The sequence below is a fragment of the Mesorhizobium sp. M7A.F.Ca.CA.001.04.2.1 genome, assembly GCF_003998485.1.
In the GTDB taxonomy this organism is placed as follows: domain Bacteria; phylum Pseudomonadota; class Alphaproteobacteria; order Rhizobiales; family Rhizobiaceae; genus Mesorhizobium; species Mesorhizobium ciceri.
Genome location: NZ_RZQT01000119.1, coordinates 1 through 18,497, shown reverse-complemented (window position 1 = coordinate 18,497; position 18,497 = coordinate 1). Strand labels below are relative to the sequence as shown.

Annotated in this window: 21 protein-coding genes; 11 read left to right on the top strand and 10 right to left on the bottom strand. The window is 62.7% G+C overall.

Annotated features, from left to right (window positions below):
• The 6 genes from EN955_RS27200 to EN955_RS27175 all read left to right on the top strand — a co-directional run.
• Positions 1-507: trimethylamine methyltransferase family protein (locus tag EN955_RS27200; protein ID WP_206523764.1), on the top strand; the 507-nt coding region annotated here is incomplete at its 5' end.
• A gap of 89 nt (positions 508-596) precedes the next feature.
• Positions 597-1,292 (top strand): 4Fe-4S dicluster domain-containing protein, encoded by a 696-nt coding sequence (locus tag EN955_RS27195; RefSeq protein ID WP_032898561.1) that lies wholly within the window; start codon positions 597-599, stop codon positions 1,290-1,292.
• A gap of 102 nt (positions 1,293-1,394) precedes the next feature.
• Complete coding sequence (locus tag EN955_RS27190) at positions 1,395-2,072, top strand: FadR/GntR family transcriptional regulator (RefSeq protein WP_024501309.1); 678 nt, start codon at positions 1,395-1,397, stop codon at positions 2,070-2,072.
• Complete coding sequence (locus tag EN955_RS27185) at positions 2,069-3,367, top strand: MFS transporter (protein WP_024501308.1); 1,299 nt, start codon at positions 2,069-2,071, stop codon at positions 3,365-3,367. The genes EN955_RS27190 and EN955_RS27185 overlap by 4 nt, the downstream gene beginning before the upstream one ends.
• A 110-nt stretch (positions 3,368-3,477) precedes the next feature.
• Positions 3,478-4,215 (top strand): dienelactone hydrolase family protein, encoded by a 738-nt coding sequence (locus EN955_RS27180; protein ID WP_024501307.1) that lies wholly within the window; start codon positions 3,478-3,480, stop codon positions 4,213-4,215.
• Positions 4,216-4,323: 108 nt separating this feature from the next.
• The gene (locus tag EN955_RS27175; RefSeq protein ID WP_024501306.1) at positions 4,324-5,502 is read left to right on the top strand and encodes an NAD(P)/FAD-dependent oxidoreductase; all 1,179 of its coding nucleotides are present in this window, start codon (positions 4,324-4,326) and stop codon (positions 5,500-5,502) included.
• Positions 5,503-5,504: 2 nt separating this feature from the next.
• Here EN955_RS27175 and EN955_RS27170 read toward each other — a convergent pair whose 3' ends face one another.
• From EN955_RS27170 to EN955_RS27145, 6 genes are read right to left on the bottom strand one after another with little or no spacing between them, the layout of a single operon-like run.
• The gene (locus EN955_RS27170; RefSeq protein ID WP_024501305.1) at positions 5,505-5,912 is read right to left on the bottom strand and encodes a DUF1801 domain-containing protein; all 408 of its coding nucleotides are present in this window, start codon (positions 5,910-5,912) and stop codon (positions 5,505-5,507) included.
• 41 nt (positions 5,913-5,953) lie between these two features.
• Positions 5,954-6,346 carry a VOC family protein gene (locus tag EN955_RS27165; protein WP_024501304.1) on the bottom strand — a complete coding sequence of 131 codons (393 nt, stop codon included), beginning with the start codon at positions 6,344-6,346 and terminating at the stop codon, positions 5,954-5,956.
• 39 nt (positions 6,347-6,385) lie between these two features.
• The gene (locus EN955_RS27160) at positions 6,386-6,826 is read right to left on the bottom strand and encodes a DUF1801 domain-containing protein (protein ID WP_024501303.1); all 441 of its coding nucleotides are present in this window, start codon (positions 6,824-6,826) and stop codon (positions 6,386-6,388) included.
• Between the two features lie 13 nt (positions 6,827-6,839).
• Entirely contained in the window at positions 6,840-7,061 is a 222-nt protein-coding gene (locus tag EN955_RS27155) for a hypothetical protein (RefSeq protein WP_013531185.1), read from the bottom strand.
• A gap of 54 nt (positions 7,062-7,115) precedes the next feature.
• A complete protein-coding gene (locus tag EN955_RS27150) occupies positions 7,116-7,541 on the bottom strand; it encodes an SRPBCC domain-containing protein (protein ID WP_024501302.1) in 426 nt (141 codons plus the stop codon).
• A complete protein-coding gene (locus EN955_RS27145; protein WP_013531187.1) occupies positions 7,538-7,861 on the bottom strand; it encodes a metalloregulator ArsR/SmtB family transcription factor in 324 nt (107 codons plus the stop codon). Before EN955_RS27145 ends, EN955_RS27150 begins: the two co-directional genes overlap by 4 nt.
• Before the next feature lie 156 nt (positions 7,862-8,017).
• Between EN955_RS27145 and EN955_RS27140 the strand changes: the two genes are divergently transcribed.
• The 3 genes from EN955_RS27140 to EN955_RS34900 all read left to right on the top strand — a co-directional run bounded on the left by EN955_RS27140 (position 8,018) and on the right by EN955_RS34900 (position 11,177).
• The gene (locus EN955_RS27140; RefSeq protein ID WP_013531188.1) at positions 8,018-8,578 is read left to right on the top strand and encodes an RNA polymerase sigma factor; all 561 of its coding nucleotides are present in this window, start codon (positions 8,018-8,020) and stop codon (positions 8,576-8,578) included.
• A gap of 2 nt (positions 8,579-8,580) precedes the next feature.
• Positions 8,581-10,695, top strand: coding sequence for a VWA domain-containing protein (locus tag EN955_RS27135; protein ID WP_024501301.1), 2,115 nt, complete (start codon positions 8,581-8,583; stop codon positions 10,693-10,695).
• A 212-nt stretch (positions 10,696-10,907) separates the two neighbouring features.
• Positions 10,908-11,177 carry a hypothetical protein gene (locus tag EN955_RS34900; protein ID WP_024501300.1) on the top strand — a complete coding sequence of 90 codons (270 nt, stop codon included), beginning with the start codon at positions 10,908-10,910 and terminating at the stop codon, positions 11,175-11,177.
• A 15-nt stretch (positions 11,178-11,192) separates the two neighbouring features.
• Here EN955_RS34900 and bmt read toward each other — a convergent pair whose 3' ends face one another.
• The gene (bmt, locus tag EN955_RS27125) at positions 11,193-12,215 is read right to left on the bottom strand and encodes a betaine--homocysteine S-methyltransferase (RefSeq protein ID WP_024501299.1); all 1,023 of its coding nucleotides are present in this window, start codon (positions 12,213-12,215) and stop codon (positions 11,193-11,195) included.
• Positions 12,216-12,346: 131 nt separating this feature from the next.
• Positions 12,347-13,204, bottom strand: a complete 858-nt coding sequence (locus EN955_RS27120; RefSeq protein ID WP_024501298.1) for a helix-turn-helix transcriptional regulator — start codon at positions 13,202-13,204, stop codon at positions 12,347-12,349.
• 230 nt (positions 13,205-13,434) lie between these two features.
• On the opposite strand from EN955_RS27120, the gene EN955_RS27115 reads away from it, so the two are divergent.
• Together EN955_RS27115 and EN955_RS27110 are read left to right on the top strand one after the other, a co-directional pair.
• Positions 13,435-14,445 carry a fatty acid desaturase gene (locus EN955_RS27115; RefSeq protein WP_024501297.1) on the top strand — a complete coding sequence of 337 codons (1,011 nt, stop codon included), beginning with the start codon at positions 13,435-13,437 and terminating at the stop codon, positions 14,443-14,445.
• A 91-nt stretch (positions 14,446-14,536) separates the two neighbouring features.
• Positions 14,537-15,364, top strand: coding sequence for a PhnD/SsuA/transferrin family substrate-binding protein (locus EN955_RS27110; protein WP_024501296.1), 828 nt, complete (start codon positions 14,537-14,539; stop codon positions 15,362-15,364).
• Here EN955_RS27110 and EN955_RS27105 read toward each other — a convergent pair.
• Together EN955_RS27105 and EN955_RS27100 are read right to left on the bottom strand one after the other, a co-directional pair.
• Positions 15,329-16,684, bottom strand: coding sequence for a Xaa-Pro peptidase family protein (locus EN955_RS27105; RefSeq protein ID WP_024501295.1), 1,356 nt, complete (start codon positions 16,682-16,684; stop codon positions 15,329-15,331). The two genes, EN955_RS27110 and EN955_RS27105, sit on opposite strands and share 36 nt — an antisense overlap.
• Before the next feature lie 9 nt (positions 16,685-16,693).
• A partial coding sequence (locus EN955_RS27100) for an FAD-dependent oxidoreductase (protein WP_164769913.1) occupies positions 16,694-18,497 on the bottom strand: 1,804 nt, incomplete at its 5' end.

The following is an 18,497-nucleotide window of genomic DNA, read 5'->3' as shown; positions in this document are numbered from 1 at the left end:
GGCTCGCTCTGCGCGTCCAAGGTTCCGGATGCACAAGCGGCTTATGAAAGCGCCAACACGCTGAACTCGACCATCCTGGCCGGCACCAATTTCGTGCTGCACTCGGCCGGCTGGCTCGAGGGCGGGCTGGCCTCCTGCTACGAAAAGTTCATGATGGACATCGACCAGCTCGGCATGACGCAGAAATTCTCCGAAGGCGTCGACCTGTCGGAAAACGGCCAGGCGATGGACGCCATCCGCCAGGTCGGGCCGGGCAGCCACTATCTCGGCTGCGACCACACCCAGGCCAATTTCCAGACCGCCTTCTACCGCTCCAACATCGCCGACAACAATTCCTACGAGCAGTGGCTGGCCGAAGGCGAGAAGACAGCGCCGCAGCGCGCCAACGAACTCGCGCGCCGCTGGCTGGAAAGCTATGAGGCGCCGCATCTCGATCCGAGCATCGACGAAGCGTTGAAGGACTTCATCGCCAAGAAGAAGGGGTCGATGCCCGACGCCTTCACTTGAAAGGAGCCCGAGTCAGGCGGGGCTAAAGTCGCCAACATCATCCACAAGGAAGTCTGGCGGAGCGCGTTCTCCGATCCGGACAAGAAGGGATGATTACGCCCGCCGGCAGCGTTGACCGCATTGCTGCGGCGCTTCTCGCCAACGGCCTTGTTCTTCGCGGCGGCTTCAATTTTACGCCAAGCGATGCGCCGCCAACGGGATCATCGGGTGCGCCGGCAGCGGCCGTCCTGCTGGTGGGGCAGGCGGGCGCGGCACCCTGGCCGCATTTCCTGCGTTGGTGGGAGCAACAGCCACAGGCAATCGCCAATCCGCTCGACACATGGTCGCGCGAAGTGATCGGCGCCGTGGCGCAGGATTTTGGCGCACGGGCGATTTCTCCGTCGGACAAGCCCTATCTGCCGTTCCAGCAATGGGCGATGCGGGCGGAGGGGCTGAAACCGTCGCCGCTCGGCATCCTCATGCATCCGCGCTACGGGCTATGGCATGCCTACCGCGGTGCGCTGCTGTTCGAGGACGAAATTCCAGTTCAAGTTGCCGAGGCAGCGCCCCACCTTTGCGATAGCTGCGCCGAGAAAGCCTGCCTGAAATCCTGCCCGGTCGACGCCTATTCCGTGCAAGGATTCGCTTATCAATCCTGCCTGGCGCATGTGGGGGGAGCGAATGGCGAACCCTGCCGCAGCGGCGGTTGCCTCGATCGCAATGCGTGCCCCTATGGCACGGGGTATCGCTATCCGCCGGAGGTCCAGGCCTTTCACATGGCGAGCTTCGCACGGGCCACCAGCTGATCCGTTCCCATTGCATGGTGCTCGTTGGCTTCGATGAGCATCTTGACGGTAGCTAGAAGCAGGCCTATTCATCAAGTCATCTGATGACTTATGAATAGGCCTATGCAACCCGCCACCAGAACCAATCTCACCGACAGCGCCACCAGCAGCCTGCGTGCGGAGATCGTCAGCGGCCGCTGGGGCGTCGGCGAGCGCATTCCCAATGAGGCAGCCTTGACCGGCCTTCTGTCGGTCAGCCGCGGCACGGTGCGCGAGGCGGTGCGGGTGCTGGTCTCGCAAGGATTGCTGGATACGCGCCAGGGCTCGGGCACATATGTGCGCTCTACCGTCGATGCCTCTGCCGCGCTCGACCGGGTCAAGCGCACCGGCCTGCGCGATCAGTGGGAGGCGCGGGCGGCGCTCGACCTGGAGGCGGCACGGCTCGCCGCCATGCGCCACACGCCAGCCGATCTTGAGACGATGCGGCAACTGCTTGCCGAACGCGGCACCGTCGCGGACGGCGGAAGCGATGCCTTCATCCGGCGCGATCTCGCTTTCCACAAATCGGTTGTCGCGGCGTCCGGCAACAAAGCGATGATGGAGCTCTACGACTTCTTCACCGCCGCCATCACCGAGACCATCCATGCCACCATCGACGGCGATCTGCCCGAACCGGACCACCAGGCGCATGCGGCAATCGTCGACGCCATTGCCGCGAGCAATCCCGAGCGCGCCGTTGCCGCCGTTCGCGCCTTCATGGCGCCAGTGCTTGCCCAACTTGAAAGACTGCTTTCGCAATGAACCAGAGTTTTCGTCAGCCTGACCCGACGGCGCAATCCGCCGCCATCGAGGGTCTGGAACTCATCGATGCCGAGGCCGACAGCCTGCCCGCGCCGCAGCCGTCTGAACTGCGCAGCCGTGCGGCGCGCATCGTGCTTGGCGCGAGCCTTGTGCTGATCGCCTTCAGCCTGCGGCCGCTGTTTTCCAGCCTGTCGGTACTGCTGCCCGAGGTGATGCAGGCAACCGGACTGTCGACGACGGGCGCCAGCCTGCTGACGACGCTGCCGGTTCTGTGCCTGGGTCTGTTCGCGCCCTTCGCGCCAAGACTTGCCCAGCGCTATGGAGCCGAGCGCACTTTGCTCGGGGCGCTCACCTTGCTGGTGCTGGGAACCGGCCTGCGCTGGTTCGGTACGGTTCCCCTGCTGTTTGTCGCCACCTTCCTTGCCGGCGGCGCCATTGCCATCGGCAATGTGCTGCTGCCGGGCTTGGTGAAGCGAGATTTCGCCGACAAGGCCGCCGTCATGACCGGGCTCTACACCATGGCGCTCTGTGCCGGCTCGGCGGCCGCCGCCGGCTTCACACTGCCGATCGAGCATTTTGTCACCGGTTCATGGTCCGGGGCACTTGCTGCCTGGGCGGTGCCTACACTGGTCGTGCTTTTGATCTGGATTCCGCAGGCGCTGGGCAGCCGTCGGCAGGTCAGTCATCGGGGCTTTCGCGTCGTTGGTCTCTGGCGCGATCGCCTGGCTTGGCAGGTGACGCTGTTCATGGGCCTGCAGTCGGCACTTGCCTATTGCATCTTCGGTTGGCTGGCGCCGATCTTGCGCGAGCGTGGCTTCGATGCGGCCACCGCCGGCGCCATGGTTTCGGTGTCTGTCATGGCGCAGGTCATCACCTGTCTCGCCGTGCCGTCCTTCGCGATGCGGCTGAAAGACCAGCGCGGCATCAATGTGGCGCTCGTTGCCACGGCGGTGATCGCGCTGCTCGGCATTCTGTTCGCACCGACCTCGACCGTGCTGTTCTGGGCGATCCTGCAAGGCATCGGGCAGGGCGGCCTGATCGCGGCTGCCATGAGCCTAATCGTGCTGCGTTCGCCGGATTCGCATGTCGCCGCGCATCTTTCAGGCATGGCGCAAGGCGTCGGCTATGTGCTGGCGGCATTCGGCCCGCTGCTGGTGGGCCTGATCCGCGACTGGACCGGCAGTTTTTCGGGAACGGCGTTCCTGTTCGTCGCGCTCGGGCTTGGCGTAGCCATTATGGGGCTCGGTGCCGGCCGCGCGCTGCATGTCGGTGCGCGGACGGTGCGAGAAGGCTAGCAATAGCGTCACGCAATCCCGCACGAAATTTTGACTGCCATGCTCAGGGAGCGCCTTGCCGTATAGGCTTGCGCGGATATGTATCGCGCATCTGTCGAACGGAGCGAGCGATGACGAAACACGACCTTCAGATCAAGACCAGGGATGGTGTTGCCAATGCCGGGCTTTTCCGCTCGGCAAACGCATCTCCTGCCAAGGCCGGCGTCATTCTCTATCAGGACGCCTTTGGTCCGCGGCCGGCGCTCGACAGTATGGCCGAGCGACTGGCGAATGAAGGCTATGCGGTGCTGGTGCCCGACCTGTTTTACCGCAATGCGCCTTACGGGCCGTTCGACGCCAAGACCGCCTTCGCCGAGGAAAAGACCAAAATCCCGCTGATGGCGCTGGTCACCGGCACGACGCAGGAGATGACCATCAGCGACAGCGGTGCGTTCCTCGATGCGCTTGCTGCCGAGGGCATTACCGGGCCGATCGGCACCATCGGCTATTGCATGGGCGGCGGTCGATCATTGAATGCGGCTGCAACCTATCCCGAACGGATAAAAGCGGCCGCAAGCTTCCATGGCGGCAATCTCGCCAGCGACGCCGCCGACAGCCCGCATCGCAAGGCAGCCTCGATCAAGGCGCGCGTCTATGTCGGCACATCCGGCGTCGACAGGAGTTTCCCGCCGGAACAGTCGGCGCGCCTGGCCGAGGCGCTCAGGGTTGCGGAAGTAGATCATGTCATCGAGAACTATGCCGGTATGGCGCATGGCTGGTGCGTGCCCGATCATAGCGTTTTCAATGCCGCGGGCGCCGAACGCCACTGGAAGCGCTTGACGATGCTGTTCGCAGAGACGCTGATCTGAGCCTTTGCTTGGCTGTTCTTGCCTGTTGGCTGTCCGCCCCGTTCGCGGTATCAGGTAGCACAAATGCGCTGCGCCGGATGAGTGGGCCGAGCGGGAACGAACAGCCTGATGCAATCCTATGATGTCGTGATCATCGGCACGGGTGCCGCCGGAATGATGTGCGCCGTGGAGGCGGCCAAGCGCGGCCGTTCTGTGCTGATCCTCGATCATGCGGCGGCGCCTGGCGAGAAGATCCGCATCTCCGGCGGGGGCCGGTGCAATTTCACCAACATCCATGCCAGCCCGAAGAATTTTCTGTCGGGCAATCCGCATTTCTGCATTTCGGCGCTCAGCCGCTATACGCAACGCGATTTCATCGCCCTCGTCGAACGCCACAGCATCGCCTATCACGAAAAGACGCTTGGGCAGTTGTTCTGCGACGGCTCCGCACGCCAGATCATCGACATGCTGGTCTCGGAAATGCAGGACAAGGGCGCCGAACTGGTGCTGTCGACCAGCGTTGAGGATGTCCGCAAAATCGTGGAGGGGTTTGTGCTCACTCTCTCCACGGGCACGATTAGCTGCCAGTCTCTGGTCGTGGCCTGCGGCGGCAAGTCGATCCCCAAGATGGGGGCGACCGGTTTCGGCTACGAGCTTGCCGAACGGTTTGGGCTTGCCATCGTCGAAACGCGGCCGGCGCTGGTGCCGCTGACCTTCGACGCAAACACGCTCGAACGGCTGGCGCCGCTGGCCGGCAACGCCGTCGACGCGGAAGTCGCCTGCGGCAAGACGCAGTTCTCCGAAGCGATGCTGTTCACGCATCGCGGCGTCAGCGGACCATCCATCCTGCAAATCTCGTCCTATTGGCGCGAGGGCGACGAAATCCGCATCGCCATGCTGCCGGGAGTTGATGTGGCGGACCTCATTCGTAGTGCCAAGCGCGGTAATGGGCGGCAGGCGGTGCAGACCGTGCTGGCAAATCACCTGCCGAAGCGGCTGGCGCAGTCGATCGCCGAACGAACCGGCATCGACGGCAACCTCGCCGATCTTGCGGACGCCCAGATCAAAACCATAGCTGCCGCAGTCAATGACTGGCGCATCAAGCCTGCCGGTTCTGAGGGCTACCGCACCGCCGAAGTGACACTGGGCGGGGTCGACACCAACGGGCTGGACCAGAAGACGATGCAGGCGAAATCCGTGCCGGGCCTGTTTTTCATCGGCGAAGTCGTCGATGTCACGGGTTGGCTGGGCGGTTATAATTTCCAGTGGGCATGGTCGTCGGGCTGGGTGGCAGGCCAGGCAGCATAGACTTACTTCCGTGGCTTCGCCCCAGTAGCTGCCGGCGCCTTTTTCTTCTTTTTGGCCTTGTTGTAATCGATGGCGGCACGGACGAGCTCTTTCAAAGCGCTCTCATTGAGCGTGTCGCCCTTGAACACATCGATAGCCCGCCACACCTTGCCGCCAAAACCATTGTTGAACAGCCTGTCGGGATCCGGCAGGCTGGCGCCATGGGAAAAGGTCAGCTTCACCTTGTCCTTGTGGGCGTTGCCGACCACGATGTTGCCGTCGAGGCACCATACCGGGCTGCCCATCCACTTCCACTCCTCGATGATGTCCGGGTCGGCTGCAAGGATGGTCTTGCGGATGTCGGCGAGTGTCTCGCCGCGCCAGTCCGAGAGACCGGCGATCAGCTGGTCGATCTGTTGCGAGGGGGTCATTTGCGTGTCTCCTGTGCGTCGACGCGTTCAACCGCTGCCTGTCACCAGCGCGCCAGTTGGGTAATCTGAACGAGGTTGCCGCAGCTGTCGTTCAGCTGGGCGATGGTTGAACCGGTCACCTCGGTCGGCGGCATGGTGAACGCGCCACCCTTCGCCTTGATGCGCTCGTAGTCGCCCCTGACGTCGTCGGTGAAGAACATGACCGCAGGCTGACCCTGCTGGAAGATGGCTTCCTGATAGGCCTTGGCGGCCGGGTTGTCGTTGAGCGCGAGCTGCAGTTCGGTTCCATCAGGCTCTTCAGCCGAGGTCACTGTCAGCCAGCGATAGGGCCCGTTGCTGAAATCGGCCTTCTTGGTGAAGCCCAGCACGTCGGCGTAGAAGCGCAATGCGTTTTCCTGGTTGTCCACATACACGCTGGTCAGCTTGATCTTCATCGCTCTTTCTCCTCTGTCGTATTCTTGCGTCTGTGGCCGCTACGGGGTCCAGCCGGGCAGGGCGGCGGCCTGCTTGATCCATTCCGCCATTTGCGCCTCCTCGAACCGGTCTTCGCGGATGTCGATCCAGCGCACATCCTTGCTCTTGGCCGTGCCGCCTGGTGGGATCGGTTGCAATGAGATGCCACTGAAAAAGGTCATCTCCACATAGTGGGTGAATACATGGAAACTCGCGAACCAGCCCTGGCCTTCGATGCCGTAGAATGGTGAGTTCCATCGCACGGCCTTGCGGACGTCAGGCACGTTGCCCACGATGAGCGCGTCGAGGCGCTCGCCCAGGCCGCGCTTCCAGTCCGGCATCGCAGCGATATAGGCCTGCACCGGGGCGTCGCCGTCGCCCTTGGCGATTTGCGGGTTGCCGCCGGAGAGCAGCACTGGCGCAGCCTTGGCCTCGGTCGATTGTCCCTGCGTCCTGGCCACTCTGCCCCACTCCCTATCCGCCGGCACGCTGCACGCCGCGTCCCTTGGCGGCATAGGGCAGCACGAACATGTACAGGCCGCTGAGCAGCAGCAGGAGGAGCGGCAGGAGCGGCGAGTAGACCACCCAGGCGGGAGGCTGCCTGAATGCCATGGTGGCGAAGTTGGCGATGACGGTCAGCGCAAAGATGATCGACAGCCAGCGATGCATTTGCCGAACCCACTTGTTCCAGTCCAATAGTTCCTCCTGTCAAAACAACAGGTGCGGACCACCGATCCGCACCTGCGAGTTTCAATCTATCCGCGCCAGGACCTGACTCAGATTTGCAAAGTACTGCCGCCACCCGCTCGTCGCGCCCCGATACGCCTGCTCCTGATCCGGCCGGAAGCCGGACTGTTCCATACGCAACCGGGTGCCTGTGCTGGTCGGCACGAGGGTCCAGGTGACGACACTCTCAAGGCCATAGGCCTGCCACGTGTAGGACAGTGTCTTGTTCAACTCGACGGCTGTTACCTGACAGTCCACAACGATGCTCACGTCAGGTTGCGGTTCCTTCCGCAGCTTGAAACGGTGGTCCACGACTGGCCTGAAGTCGTTCTTCATCAGCCATTCCTCGATCAGATGCGGTTGGGTCAGCGCGCGCCAGATTTTTTCCGGCGGATAGGGGATCTCACGTTCGACGATGACAGAGCGCGTTTCGATCGCAATGTTGGTCATTGGTCCATTCTTTTGAGCAAATTTTCGAGATCGTCGAACCGGCTCTGCCAGAACGCGTTCATCTGGTTCGTCCAGTCGGTCAGTGGGGAAAGTGCTGCCAGTTGGGCGCTATAATGGGTCTGCCGTCCTTGATGGCGATCGCGCACCAGCCCGGCCTGCTTGAGCACGCCGAGATGCTTCGACACCGCAGGTTGAGAGACCCCCGACTGAGCCGTCAGGGCGCCGACCGTCTGCTCGCCTTGCCGGCACAGGCGCTCGAAGATCGCGCGACGCGTCGGATCGGAGAGCGTTCTGAAGAGGACATCGTGAGCGTTCGTCATCCGGGATCGATAACCTTGTGGCTATTGATTTACGTATAACTGTCGAGATATGGATATGTCAAGCGGGGGTGTTGGCGGTCCCGATCCGGCGGTTTCCAAAAAAATCTTTCCATTGCCCCAAGGATTAGCCATTAGCCTTCGTCCAACAGGCAAATGATGGCGATGATGCTGGATGAGAGCGAAGCCTCCGACGCCGAACTGATCGGGCGGGCGAAGGGCGGAGACAGGAGGGCCTTCAGCACATTGCTGGAAAGGCACTATGACTTCGTCTATCGCGCCGCCTATCGCTGGTGCGGCAGGAAGGCCGATGCCGAAGACATCGCCCAGGAAGTCTGCGTCAGGCTGGGCAAAGCGATCCGCGACTATCGCGGCGGCGGCGCCTTCACCACATGGCTCTATTCCGTGACGATGAACGCCGCGCGCGACGTGATGAGAAAGTCCGCCCGCGAGACCGTGAAGACTGAGGCCTATGGCGTCCATGCACTGATCTCGGGCGAAGCGTCGGTCGAACCGGAAGACCCTGCCGAAGCGCTGTGGGCGGCCGTCCGGCGATTGCCGGACAAGCAGCGCGACGCGGTGCTGCTGGTCTATGGCGAAGGGTTGAGCCATGCGGCCGCGGCCGAGGCGATGACAATCTCGGAGACGACGGTTTCCTGGCACATCCATGAAGCGAAGAAACGGCTGAAGACGCTGATGCGCGCGGCCGGGGAAGTGTGACCATGGTTGACGACAACGAACTCAACAGACTGCGCGATATAGCAGCGCCGGCGCCCGCCAAGGATGCCAAGGCACGTGCTTTCGAAGCCGCTCTGCGCGCATACGATCAGGAAAATATTTCTGCCGTTACCCAAGGATCGGTCGGCGGGCTTCGTCTCACAGAGCGAGCACAAAAGCTCTGGAGCGAGATCATGCAAAAGAAACTCATTGCCACGCCGGTTCTTGCCGGGCTCGTCGCCCTGCCGATCGCCGGATACGCCACCTTCGATATGCTGAGGGAACAGCCGCCGAAATTCGGCGGCGACGAGAAAATCACCGAGACGCTGGCCGACAAGCCGGCGACGGTGAAGCCGACGACCGCCGAGCCGAAGCCGGCTCGCAGCGAGCTGGAGAAAGACAAGAAGGCCGACGCCGATGTGGAAAACCGCGACGCGGCCGATGCGCTTGTGGCGCCGGCCTCGCCGCAGAAATCCGAATCGACCGTTGCTTCCGGCGCGGCACAACAGAATGCGCTGGAGCGCGGTGTGCTGGCCGAGCCCGCGCCACCGGCTCCGACAGGCGAATTCGCATTGGATGGCGCCGTAAGTGCGCCCAGTACGTCGCGGGCCCGCATGCCGGCCGAGTCCAAGCTGATGGCGCCGCAGCAGCCGTCGACCTTGCCGGCCGACCAGATGCAGCCGCAACCGGAAAACCGCGACCGCATCGAGGATTTCAAGACCAATCCGGTGCATGCGGCACTCGAGGATCCGGTCTCGACCTTCTCGATCGACGTCGACACAGCCTCCTATTCCTTCGTGCGCAGCTCGCTGAAGCAGGGCACCCTGCCGCAGGTCGATACTGTTCGCGTCGAGGAGATGATCAACTACTTCCCCTATGACTGGAAGGGTCCGGAGTCGGCCTCGACACCATTCAACTCGACCGTCAGCGTCATGCCGACGCCGTGGAACACGCATACCAGGCTGATGCATGTCGCCATCAAGGGTTTTGACGTCAAGCCGACCGAGCAGCCGAAGGCCAATCTGGTCTTCCTGATCGATGTCTCGGGCTCGATGGACGAGCCGGACAAGCTGCCGCTGCTCAAATCGGCTTTTCGGCTGCTGGTCAGCAAGCTGAAGGCCGACGACACCATCTCGATCGTCACCTATGCGGGTGACGCCGGCACGGTCCTGGAGCCGACCAAGGCGTCCCAAAAGGACAAGATCCTCAGTGCCATCGACAATCTGACGCCCGGCGGCAGCACGGCCGGCGAGGCGGGCATCAAGGAAGCCTACAGGCTGGCGCAGAAATCCTTCGTCAAGGACGGCGTCAACCGGGTGATGCTCGCCACCGACGGCGACTTCAATGTCGGCCAGAGCGACGACGACGATCTGAAGCGGCTGATCGAAAAAGAGCGCAAGACCGGTGTCTTCCTGTCGGTGTTCGGCTTCGGCCGCGGCAATCTGAACGACCAGATGATGCAGACCATCGCCCAGAACGGCAACGGCACCGCCGCCTACATCGACACGCTGGCCGAAGCCGAGAAGGTGCTGGTCGAAGATGCATCGTCGACGCTGTTCACCATCGCCAAGGACGTCAAGATCCAGGTCGAGTTCAATCCGAACAAGGTCGCGGAATATCGCCTGATCGGCTACGAGACCCGCGCCTTGAACCGCGAGGATTTCAACAATGACCGCGTCGATGCCGGCGATATCGGCTCGGGCCATTCCGTCACCGCGATCTATGAAATCACGCCAAAGGGCAGCGGCGGCGAACAGATCGACGCGCTGCGTTATGGCCAGGCGTCGGTGGACAATGGCGGCGTTGCCAATGCGGACGAATATGCCTTCGTTAAGATCCGCTACAAGCTGCCGAATGAAGACGTCTCGAAGCTGATCACCACGCCGGTGACCTCGGCCAACGAGATCTCGTCTTTCGACCAGGCCAGCACCGACCAGCGCTTCTCCGTCGCGGTCGCCGCCTTCGGCCAGAAGCTGCGCGACGAGGATGCGACCGCGAAGTTCGGTTACGACAAGATCATGGAGATCGCCACTGCCGCTCGAGGAGCCGACCCGTTTGGGTACAGGTCCGAGTTCCTCTCGCTTGTGCGCCTTGCCTCGGCGCTGGGCGGTAATCGGTAGTGGTGATGACGGCCGGTTTCTTTCAGATGGGATCGTTCTGACAGGGGAAACCGACCGCGGGCGGGTGAGGCATGCCGGCGAGGGGTTCATTCCCTTGCCGGCCTTTTTTCGGAGAATCTCCAGGTCGTTAAATTGCGCGGCATTTCCGGTAGCGGATCGCAACCCCCTGCTTGTTACGCAGGACAGGTGTACCGGGCTTGAGGGAGCCGAAATTGCAGATCAGGACTATCGCCAACTCGACACCGCCGGCACGAGATGCTTCGGCGGTTTCATCGGCCCCATCATCGGAATCCAGGCGTATCAGTGACGATGTCGCGCAGGCGCGCCACACCGCCATGTCGGCGCTGACCAACGACCGCTTCCGCATCATGCTGGAGCAGATAACCGATCCGGTTTCATCCGGCGCGCTGATGACGATGCACAGCGACAATGTGGTCGACTTCAAGTCGGCGCAGTCGAGCTACGCCGACAACAGCGAATAATCGAAACCGATAAGCTCAGGCCCGGCTGCGGCGGCGCTCGCGGCGGGCTTCGCTGGTCTCGGCGGTATTTTCCGTCGCCACCTTGTTGCGCATCGGGCCGATGCGCTCGACGATCGCGGCAACCGTCGGACGATCCGCCTTGGTGTGCGCGTCGAGCGCCTTGCGCATGGCGGCAAGGTGCTGGAACGAGGTGCCGCAGCAGCCGCCGATAATTTTGGCGCCGCCATCGACGGCGAGCCTGACATAGTCGGCCATCAGTTCGGGTGTGCCGGAATAATGGATTTCGGTGCCGCGGAATTCGGGAATGCCGCAATTGCCCTTGACGATCACCGTTGCCTCCGGCTTCGCCTCGGTCATGTCGAGCAGCGAGGCCAGGATGTCGGACGCGCCGACGCCGCAATTGGCGCCGACGCCAAGCGGCGCCTGCGACAGCCCGTCGGTGACGCCGTGGATATCCCTGGGTAGCAGGCCCATCATGGTGCGGCCGGCGGTGTCGAAGGAACCGGTATAGGTGTAAGGCAGGCCGACGCGGATGGCAGCCTCGGCGGCAGCGCGGATCTCGTCGGGAGCAGACATCGTCTCGATCCAGGCGACTTCGGCGCCGCCTTCCTTGAGACCCTCGATCTGCTCGGCGAAGGCGTCGACCGCCTCGTCATAGGTCATGGCGCCGAGCGGCACCAGCAATTCGCCGGTCGGGCCGACCGAACCGGCGACGATCACCTTGCGGCCGGCCTTGTCGGCGACAGCACGGGCGATCTCGGCGGCGCGCTTGTTCAGCGCATGCACACGGTCCTGCGCATGATGCAGCTTCAGCCGGTGGCGGGTGCCGCCGAACGAGTTGGTGAGGATGATGTCGGCCCCGGCATCGACGAAATTCTGATGCAGGCTGGTGATGGTGTCGGGCGCCGTCTCGTTGAGCAGCTCGGGCGCCTCGCCGGCCTCCAGCCCCATGGCGAACAGGTTTGTGCCGGTGGCGCCATCGGCCAGCAGCACGCCCTTTTCGGCCAGCAGAGCATTGATCGGGTTGGTGGTCGTCATCGGATTGGCTTTCATGTTTCGAAGTCGAATAAGGATATAAAGAAGTCTTTATGTGTAGTCAATGGAATGGCGGCAACGCGGCCACCAATGCGGAGGCCGATTTCCGTCCAAAGGATCATTGTTGCCGAAGATCAGGCAGTGCCTGTTGAGAATGACATGCCGGCCAGTCTGTGCGCGAAGCCGGACGCCTCGTGCGCATTGATGTCGGCGGCCCGGATCAGATTGTCGAAGTGCTGGATCAGCGTCTGGATCGGCTGGGTGGCGTTGAGCACCAGATACATGTCGCCGACATAGATGGCGGCGCGGTAGGGTCCGAAGATGGTGTAGGGGATCGAATAGCGCATCCTCCCGTCATAGAGAAACAGCCGGAAGGTCGGATAGAGGTCGTCGAGCAGCGTCGCCATGTGCAGCAGCTGCGCGCGCCGGTCGGCTTCGGGGAAACGGTCCCAGACACCCAGCCCGCGGGCAAATATCTCCAGCGTGTGGCGCGGCATGCAGACTTCCATGTCGGTCTCAGGCCGCCTGTTGTAGTCGATGCGGTATTGCGTTTCGCCGGCCTGCGCCAGGCGGCTCTTGTTGGCGATGCCGGCTTCGTAGTCGACCAGCGCTTCGGTGCGCAGAAGATCGGGAATGCCGGCAGGCACGTAGCGGATCTTGGTGCCTGCCGCCTCGGCATGCCATTTGGCCAACAGCGTGCGGTCGAAACCATCCGGTGCCTCTTCGATCTCCAGGCTTTCGCGGATTTCGCCGGTGAGACCTTCGTCCTGGCTGAGGCCGAGGAGCCAATCGAGCGACACCTTGAACTCGGCGGCGATGTTAAGCAGTGTTTCGGCGCGGGGCAGGCGCGTCGAGGCGCCCGACAGCAGTTGCGACAGCGCCGAGCGGTCGATGCCGACCGCGGTTGCAAAGGCCGACTGGTTCAGGTCGGAGCGTGTCAAGAGCATTTTCAGTCGCTCGCGGAAGATCGTCGACAGGTCGCGCTTGTCCATGTCCGTGCTCCACCTGGATTGAGGAAAAATTTGCGCCGGAACCGCTCCGAGGGTGGCGTTAGGCGTAAATGAATCCCTAAGTCTGTTTACAATGTATAACATGTGCGGTCAAAAATGCGCAATCGCAACAGTTTGTGCACTTTGTCTCGTTGAGTGAAATCATTTCTCCTGACACAATGCTGTCAGGAATCAATTGGGATTCCGGCGACTGAGGGGCAGTGGTCGATAGCATGACGAGCAAGAGCATCAGGCGACACAGCGTACGGGCCATTGAGTGGCCAACCGTGGTACTCGCCTTCTTCTGCTACGCGACATGGCTCGCCACCGGTTTCCTGCTCTGGCCTTCCTATCCCGTCCTGGCGCTCGCCGTCCTCGCCTTCACCGCCGCATTGCAGTCGTCGATCATGCACGAAGTGCTGCACGGGCATCCGACGCGCAACGCGCGGGTCAACGAAGCCTTCGTGTTTCTGCCGATCGGTCTGGTCTGGCCGTTCCGCCGCTTCAAGACCATTCATCTGCGTCACCACGCCGACGAGCGGCTGACCGACCCGCTCGATGACCCGGAAAGCTATTATCAGGCGCTCTGGCAGCATGACGAGCTGCCGCCGACGATGAAATTCCTGCTCAAGATCAACAACACCATGGCAGGCCGCTTCGTGCTCGGCCCGTGGCTGTCCTGCGTCGGCTTCTTCATCGACGATGCCAAGCAGGTGATCGCCGGCGACAAGCCGATCCGCAAGGCCTGGCTGCTGCATGCGATCGGCCTGGCCGTCGTGCTGCCGATCGTTCAGTTCGGCTTCGGCATCCCGCTGTGGCTTTACATTCTGGTGCCGGTCTGGCTCGGCCAGTCGCTGATCTCGATCCGTACGTTCGCCGAGCATCAATGGTCGGAACATCCGGAAGGCCGTACGGTGATCGTCGAGCGCTCGCCGCTGTCGTTCCTGTTCCTCAACAACAATCTGCATTTCGTCCATCACAAGACCCCGACCGTGGCCTGGTACAAGCTGCCCAAGCTGTTTCGCGACCGCCGTGAGGAATGGCTGCGGATGAACAATGGCTATGCCTATCCGAATTATTTCGCGCTGGTCAAAGCCTATGCGTTCAAGGCGAAAGAGCCGATCGTGCACCCGGTGCTGCGGCGTGCGCCTGAGCCGGGCAGGGCCTTCAAGCCGCGCATCAGGGCGCGCAGCATCAGCGGGCTCGGCAGTGCGCCGGTTCCCGCCGAGCCGCCCAAGGAATAATTCCGGCCTACCCGGAATCCGTGTCGGCCAATTCTGATTGGACGCCGCGTTTTCGCGATCCTTTTTCCAGACATGATGATTTGATATCGGCATGAGTGAATTGGTTGCGGCGTTGCCGATGTATGATTGGCCCGAAGTGCGCGATGAGGTCGACGCGCAATGGGTGCTGCTGCGCGATGCGTTTCGGCAAAAGGGGATCGACGCGCCGGAAGCCATCGTGCGGCGCAATGGCGACCTGCCGCCGGTGCCGGGCGGAATTCGCGATGCTGCCGGTGCATTGATCGCACCCGATCCCGCGACATTGCCACCGGATGAACTCGATTTCCATAGATTGTGGCTGCATCCTTTGCTGCTGTTCGCGCAGACCTGCTGGGGGCCGATGGAACTTGGCCTGTCCAGGCATGTGCAGGTGGTCGGCCAGCCGAGCTATGACGCCTATGAAGGCGGGCAGGGCGAGCTCTATTCGAGCGCTCTGGTGATGCGGATAGGCGAGGGACCGGAAGTTCGATCGCCTGCGGATGGCAGCGCTCTCATCCCGCTCGATCTGATCCGCGGCAAGCGCTTCATCTTCAACAGCCTCGATTCCATGTCGGGCATCATTGCGCTGACGCGCGACCTGCAAGCGGCCGGCGAAGGCTTGGACATCTTTTCGTCGCGTAGCGAGAGCGGCGGTCACCGCGCTTCAATCGTCGCCATTGCCGAGGGCAGGGCCGATGTTGCAGCGATCGACTGCGAAAGCTGGGCGCTGGCGCAGCGCTTCGAGCCAGCAGCGCGGAAAGTCGCGATCGTCGGCTGGACCGGACGGCGCAAAGGCCTGCCGTTCATCACGGCGAGGGCAACAACGGAAAAGACAGTCAGGGCAATGCGAGAAGCGCTTGCCGGACTATCCGAGCAGCCTCGTATCCAGCGGGTAGGTTGAGAGCTGTTCGTTGCCGGTCTCGGTGATCAGGATCTGCTCTTCGAGCTTGACGCCTTCGCGCCCGCCAAGCCGGCCGATATAGCTTTCCACGCACAGCACCATGCCAGGTTCCAGCACGCCGTCCGGCGTGTCCGATGTCCAGTCGCTGGCATGCGGCAAGGTCGGGTATTCATCGGCCAGACCGACGCCGTGATAGAGCACGCCGTAGCGCGTCGGGAAGCAGTCACCCGGCGGCACCGCCGAGGCTTCGACGAGGTCGCGAAACGAGATGCCTGGCTGCATCAGAGCCATGTTGTGTTCGATCTGGTCGGCGGCGATGCGGAACAGGGCGCGCTGTTCATTCGACGGGTTTGCATCGCCGCACAGCCAGGTGCGCGACAGGTCGGCGCAGAAGCCGTAGGGGCCGATCAGGTCGGTGTCGAAGGCGACGAGATCGCCAGCCTCGATCTTTCGCGAAGAGCATTCCTGGAACCACGGATTGGTGCGCGGGCCTGACGTCAGCAGTCGCGTCTCGATCCACTCGCCGCCGCGCGCGATGTTGCCACGATGCAATTCCGCCCATAGCTCATTCTCGGAAATGCCCGGCTTCAGCGCCTGTTCCATCTCGCCCATCGCCGCTTCGCAAGCGACAATCGCCCGGCGCATGGCGAGGATTTCGTCCGGCGATTTGATCAGCCGCGCGTTCTCCATCACTGCTTCGCCATTGCCGATGGAAATGCCGAGGCGAGCCAGCTCCTCGACGCCTTCGGGATTGATGTGGTCGACAGCGATGCGGCTGTTGCCGCTACCATGTTCCCTGACCAAATCGGCTATTCCGGCGGCCCAACGGCGGACCTTTTGCTCGGTCAGCTCACCGCCATAGAGATACATCCACGACACCGCCGGCCGCACCTCGTTGACGACGCCGGAATGGTCGGACAGGTGCTCGCAGGAAAAATAATCGAACAGCACCACCGGGCCTTCAGTGGCGATAAAGCAATGCCGCGTCGGATTGTGCGCCACCCAAAGCTGCATGTTGGTGCTGTCGGTGGCGTAGCGGATGTTGACGGGGTCGTAGAGCAGGGCGCCGGCATAGCCGCGCCGCTTCAGCTCGGCGCGGATACGCTCCAGCCGGTATTTTCGCATCGCCGCCAGGTCGGGCGCGGCAATGCCTGCCGCCGCCCACTCAGCCTCGGCCTGCGGGCCATAGCCCAGCACATGCTGGTTGAGCGAACCCGCCTTCTGGCGGGAGGCGTCGCGCAAAGCTTCGATCGAGCCCGGCTCGAACGGCATGATCTTGCGGTGGCGGCCAAAGCTGCCCTTCGGCCCCGCGCTGTCCATCGTCGAAACTCAGGTCCGCATCTTCTCGCCGCTCGGATCGAAGGGCGCTTCGACATTGATGCGGGCCGGGCGCCGGTGACCGAGGATCTCGATCTCGAACAGCCCGGCACTTTCGTCCTCGGCAAGCGCTGCGGGGATATAGCCCTGCGCCATCGACTTCTGCACATAATGCGCATAGCCGCCCGACGTGACCCAGCCGACCACGCGCCAGTCGCCGTCGACGATGCCGCGCACGGCGGATGCGCCTTCGGCAGCCTTGGAGCCACGTATTTCCTTGCCGCCCTTGTCGAAGCGCGGCGCGCCATAGCCATGCGGCTTTTCCACCGTGCCGTAGTCCTTGCTGACCTTGGCCCAGATCGGCTCGTCACCCATGACATCGGCGTCGGTGGCATCGACGATGAAGGAGACGCGGCGCAGCTTTGGCCCCTCGGCCTGTTCCTTGGCGGCGGCCTCGCGGCCGATGAAGTCATTCTTCTCGAGCTTGATGAAGCGGTCCATCGCGCCCTCGAACGGTCCATAGATCGGCCGCAACTCGCGGAACCAGGTCGGAAAGTTCTTTTCGAGGCGCATGGAGAGCAGAGCGCGCATGCCGAAATCGACAAGGCCGAATTCCTCGCCGGCGTCCTTGATTGCTTTGTAAACCAGGCGTTCGTAGGCCGGCGCCATCCAGATTTCATAGCCGAGGTCGCCGGTGTAGGTGATGCGGTTGACCATGCAAGGCGCCCCGCCAACAGCCATCTCGCGGAAATCCATGAAACGGAAGGCTTTTGTCGAGACGTCGACATCGACCAGTTTCTGCAGCAGGTCCCGTGATTTCGGCCCGGCGATCGACAGGCCGACCAGCGTCTGGTCGAAGCGGTGGATGCGCACCGTTCCGTCCTTCGGCAGGTGCTTCTCGAACCAGCGCATGTGGTATTTCTGCGCCGCCGAAGAGCCCCAGATCATGAAGCGGTCTTCTGCCGCCTTGGCGATGGTGAAGTCGCCGATCAGCTTGCCGAACTCGTTGAGCATCGGCGTCAGCACGATGCGGCGGGTCTTCGGCATGCGGTTGGTCATCAGCCGGTTGAGGAAATCCTCGGCCGCGGGTCCCGAGACTTCGTATTTGGCAAAATTGGCGATCTCGGTGACGCCGACGCGCTCACGCGTGGCGCGCACTTCCTCGCCGATCGGCCCAAAATCGTTGGAGCGATGGAAGGAGACGATATCCCCGGGTTCCTTGCCTTCAGGTGCGAACCAGAGCGGGGTTTCGAGGCCCCAGCTGTCGCCCATGACGGCGTTGTTGGCCAGCATCGTGTCGTAGAGCGGCGTCGTCTGCGCCGGACGTGCCGCCGGCAGTTCCTCATTGGGGAAGCGGATGGAGAAGCGGCGCGAATAGTTTTCCCGCACCTTGGCGTTGGTGTAGCGCAGGCCGGCCCATTCACCGAAGCGTGTAACATCCATGCCCCAGACATCGAAGCCAGGATCGCCATGCACCATCCAGTTCGACAGCGCCAGACCGACGCCGCCGCCTTGGCTGAAGCCGGCCATCACGGCGCAGGCGCACCAGAAATTGGTCAGGCCCTGCACCGGGCCGACCAGCGGGTTGCCGTCCAGCGCGAAGGTGAAGGGGCCGTTGATGATCTGCTTGATGCCGGCCTTCTCGATGCCGGGGAAATGCTTGAAGCCTATTTCCAGCGACGGCGCGATGCGGTCGAGGTCCGGCGGCAGCAATTCGTGGCCGAAATCCCATGGCGTGTTGACCGGCGACCACGGCTTGCAGGCCTTCTCGTAGGTGCCGAGCAGGATGCCGTTGCGCTCCTGGCGGGTGTAGATC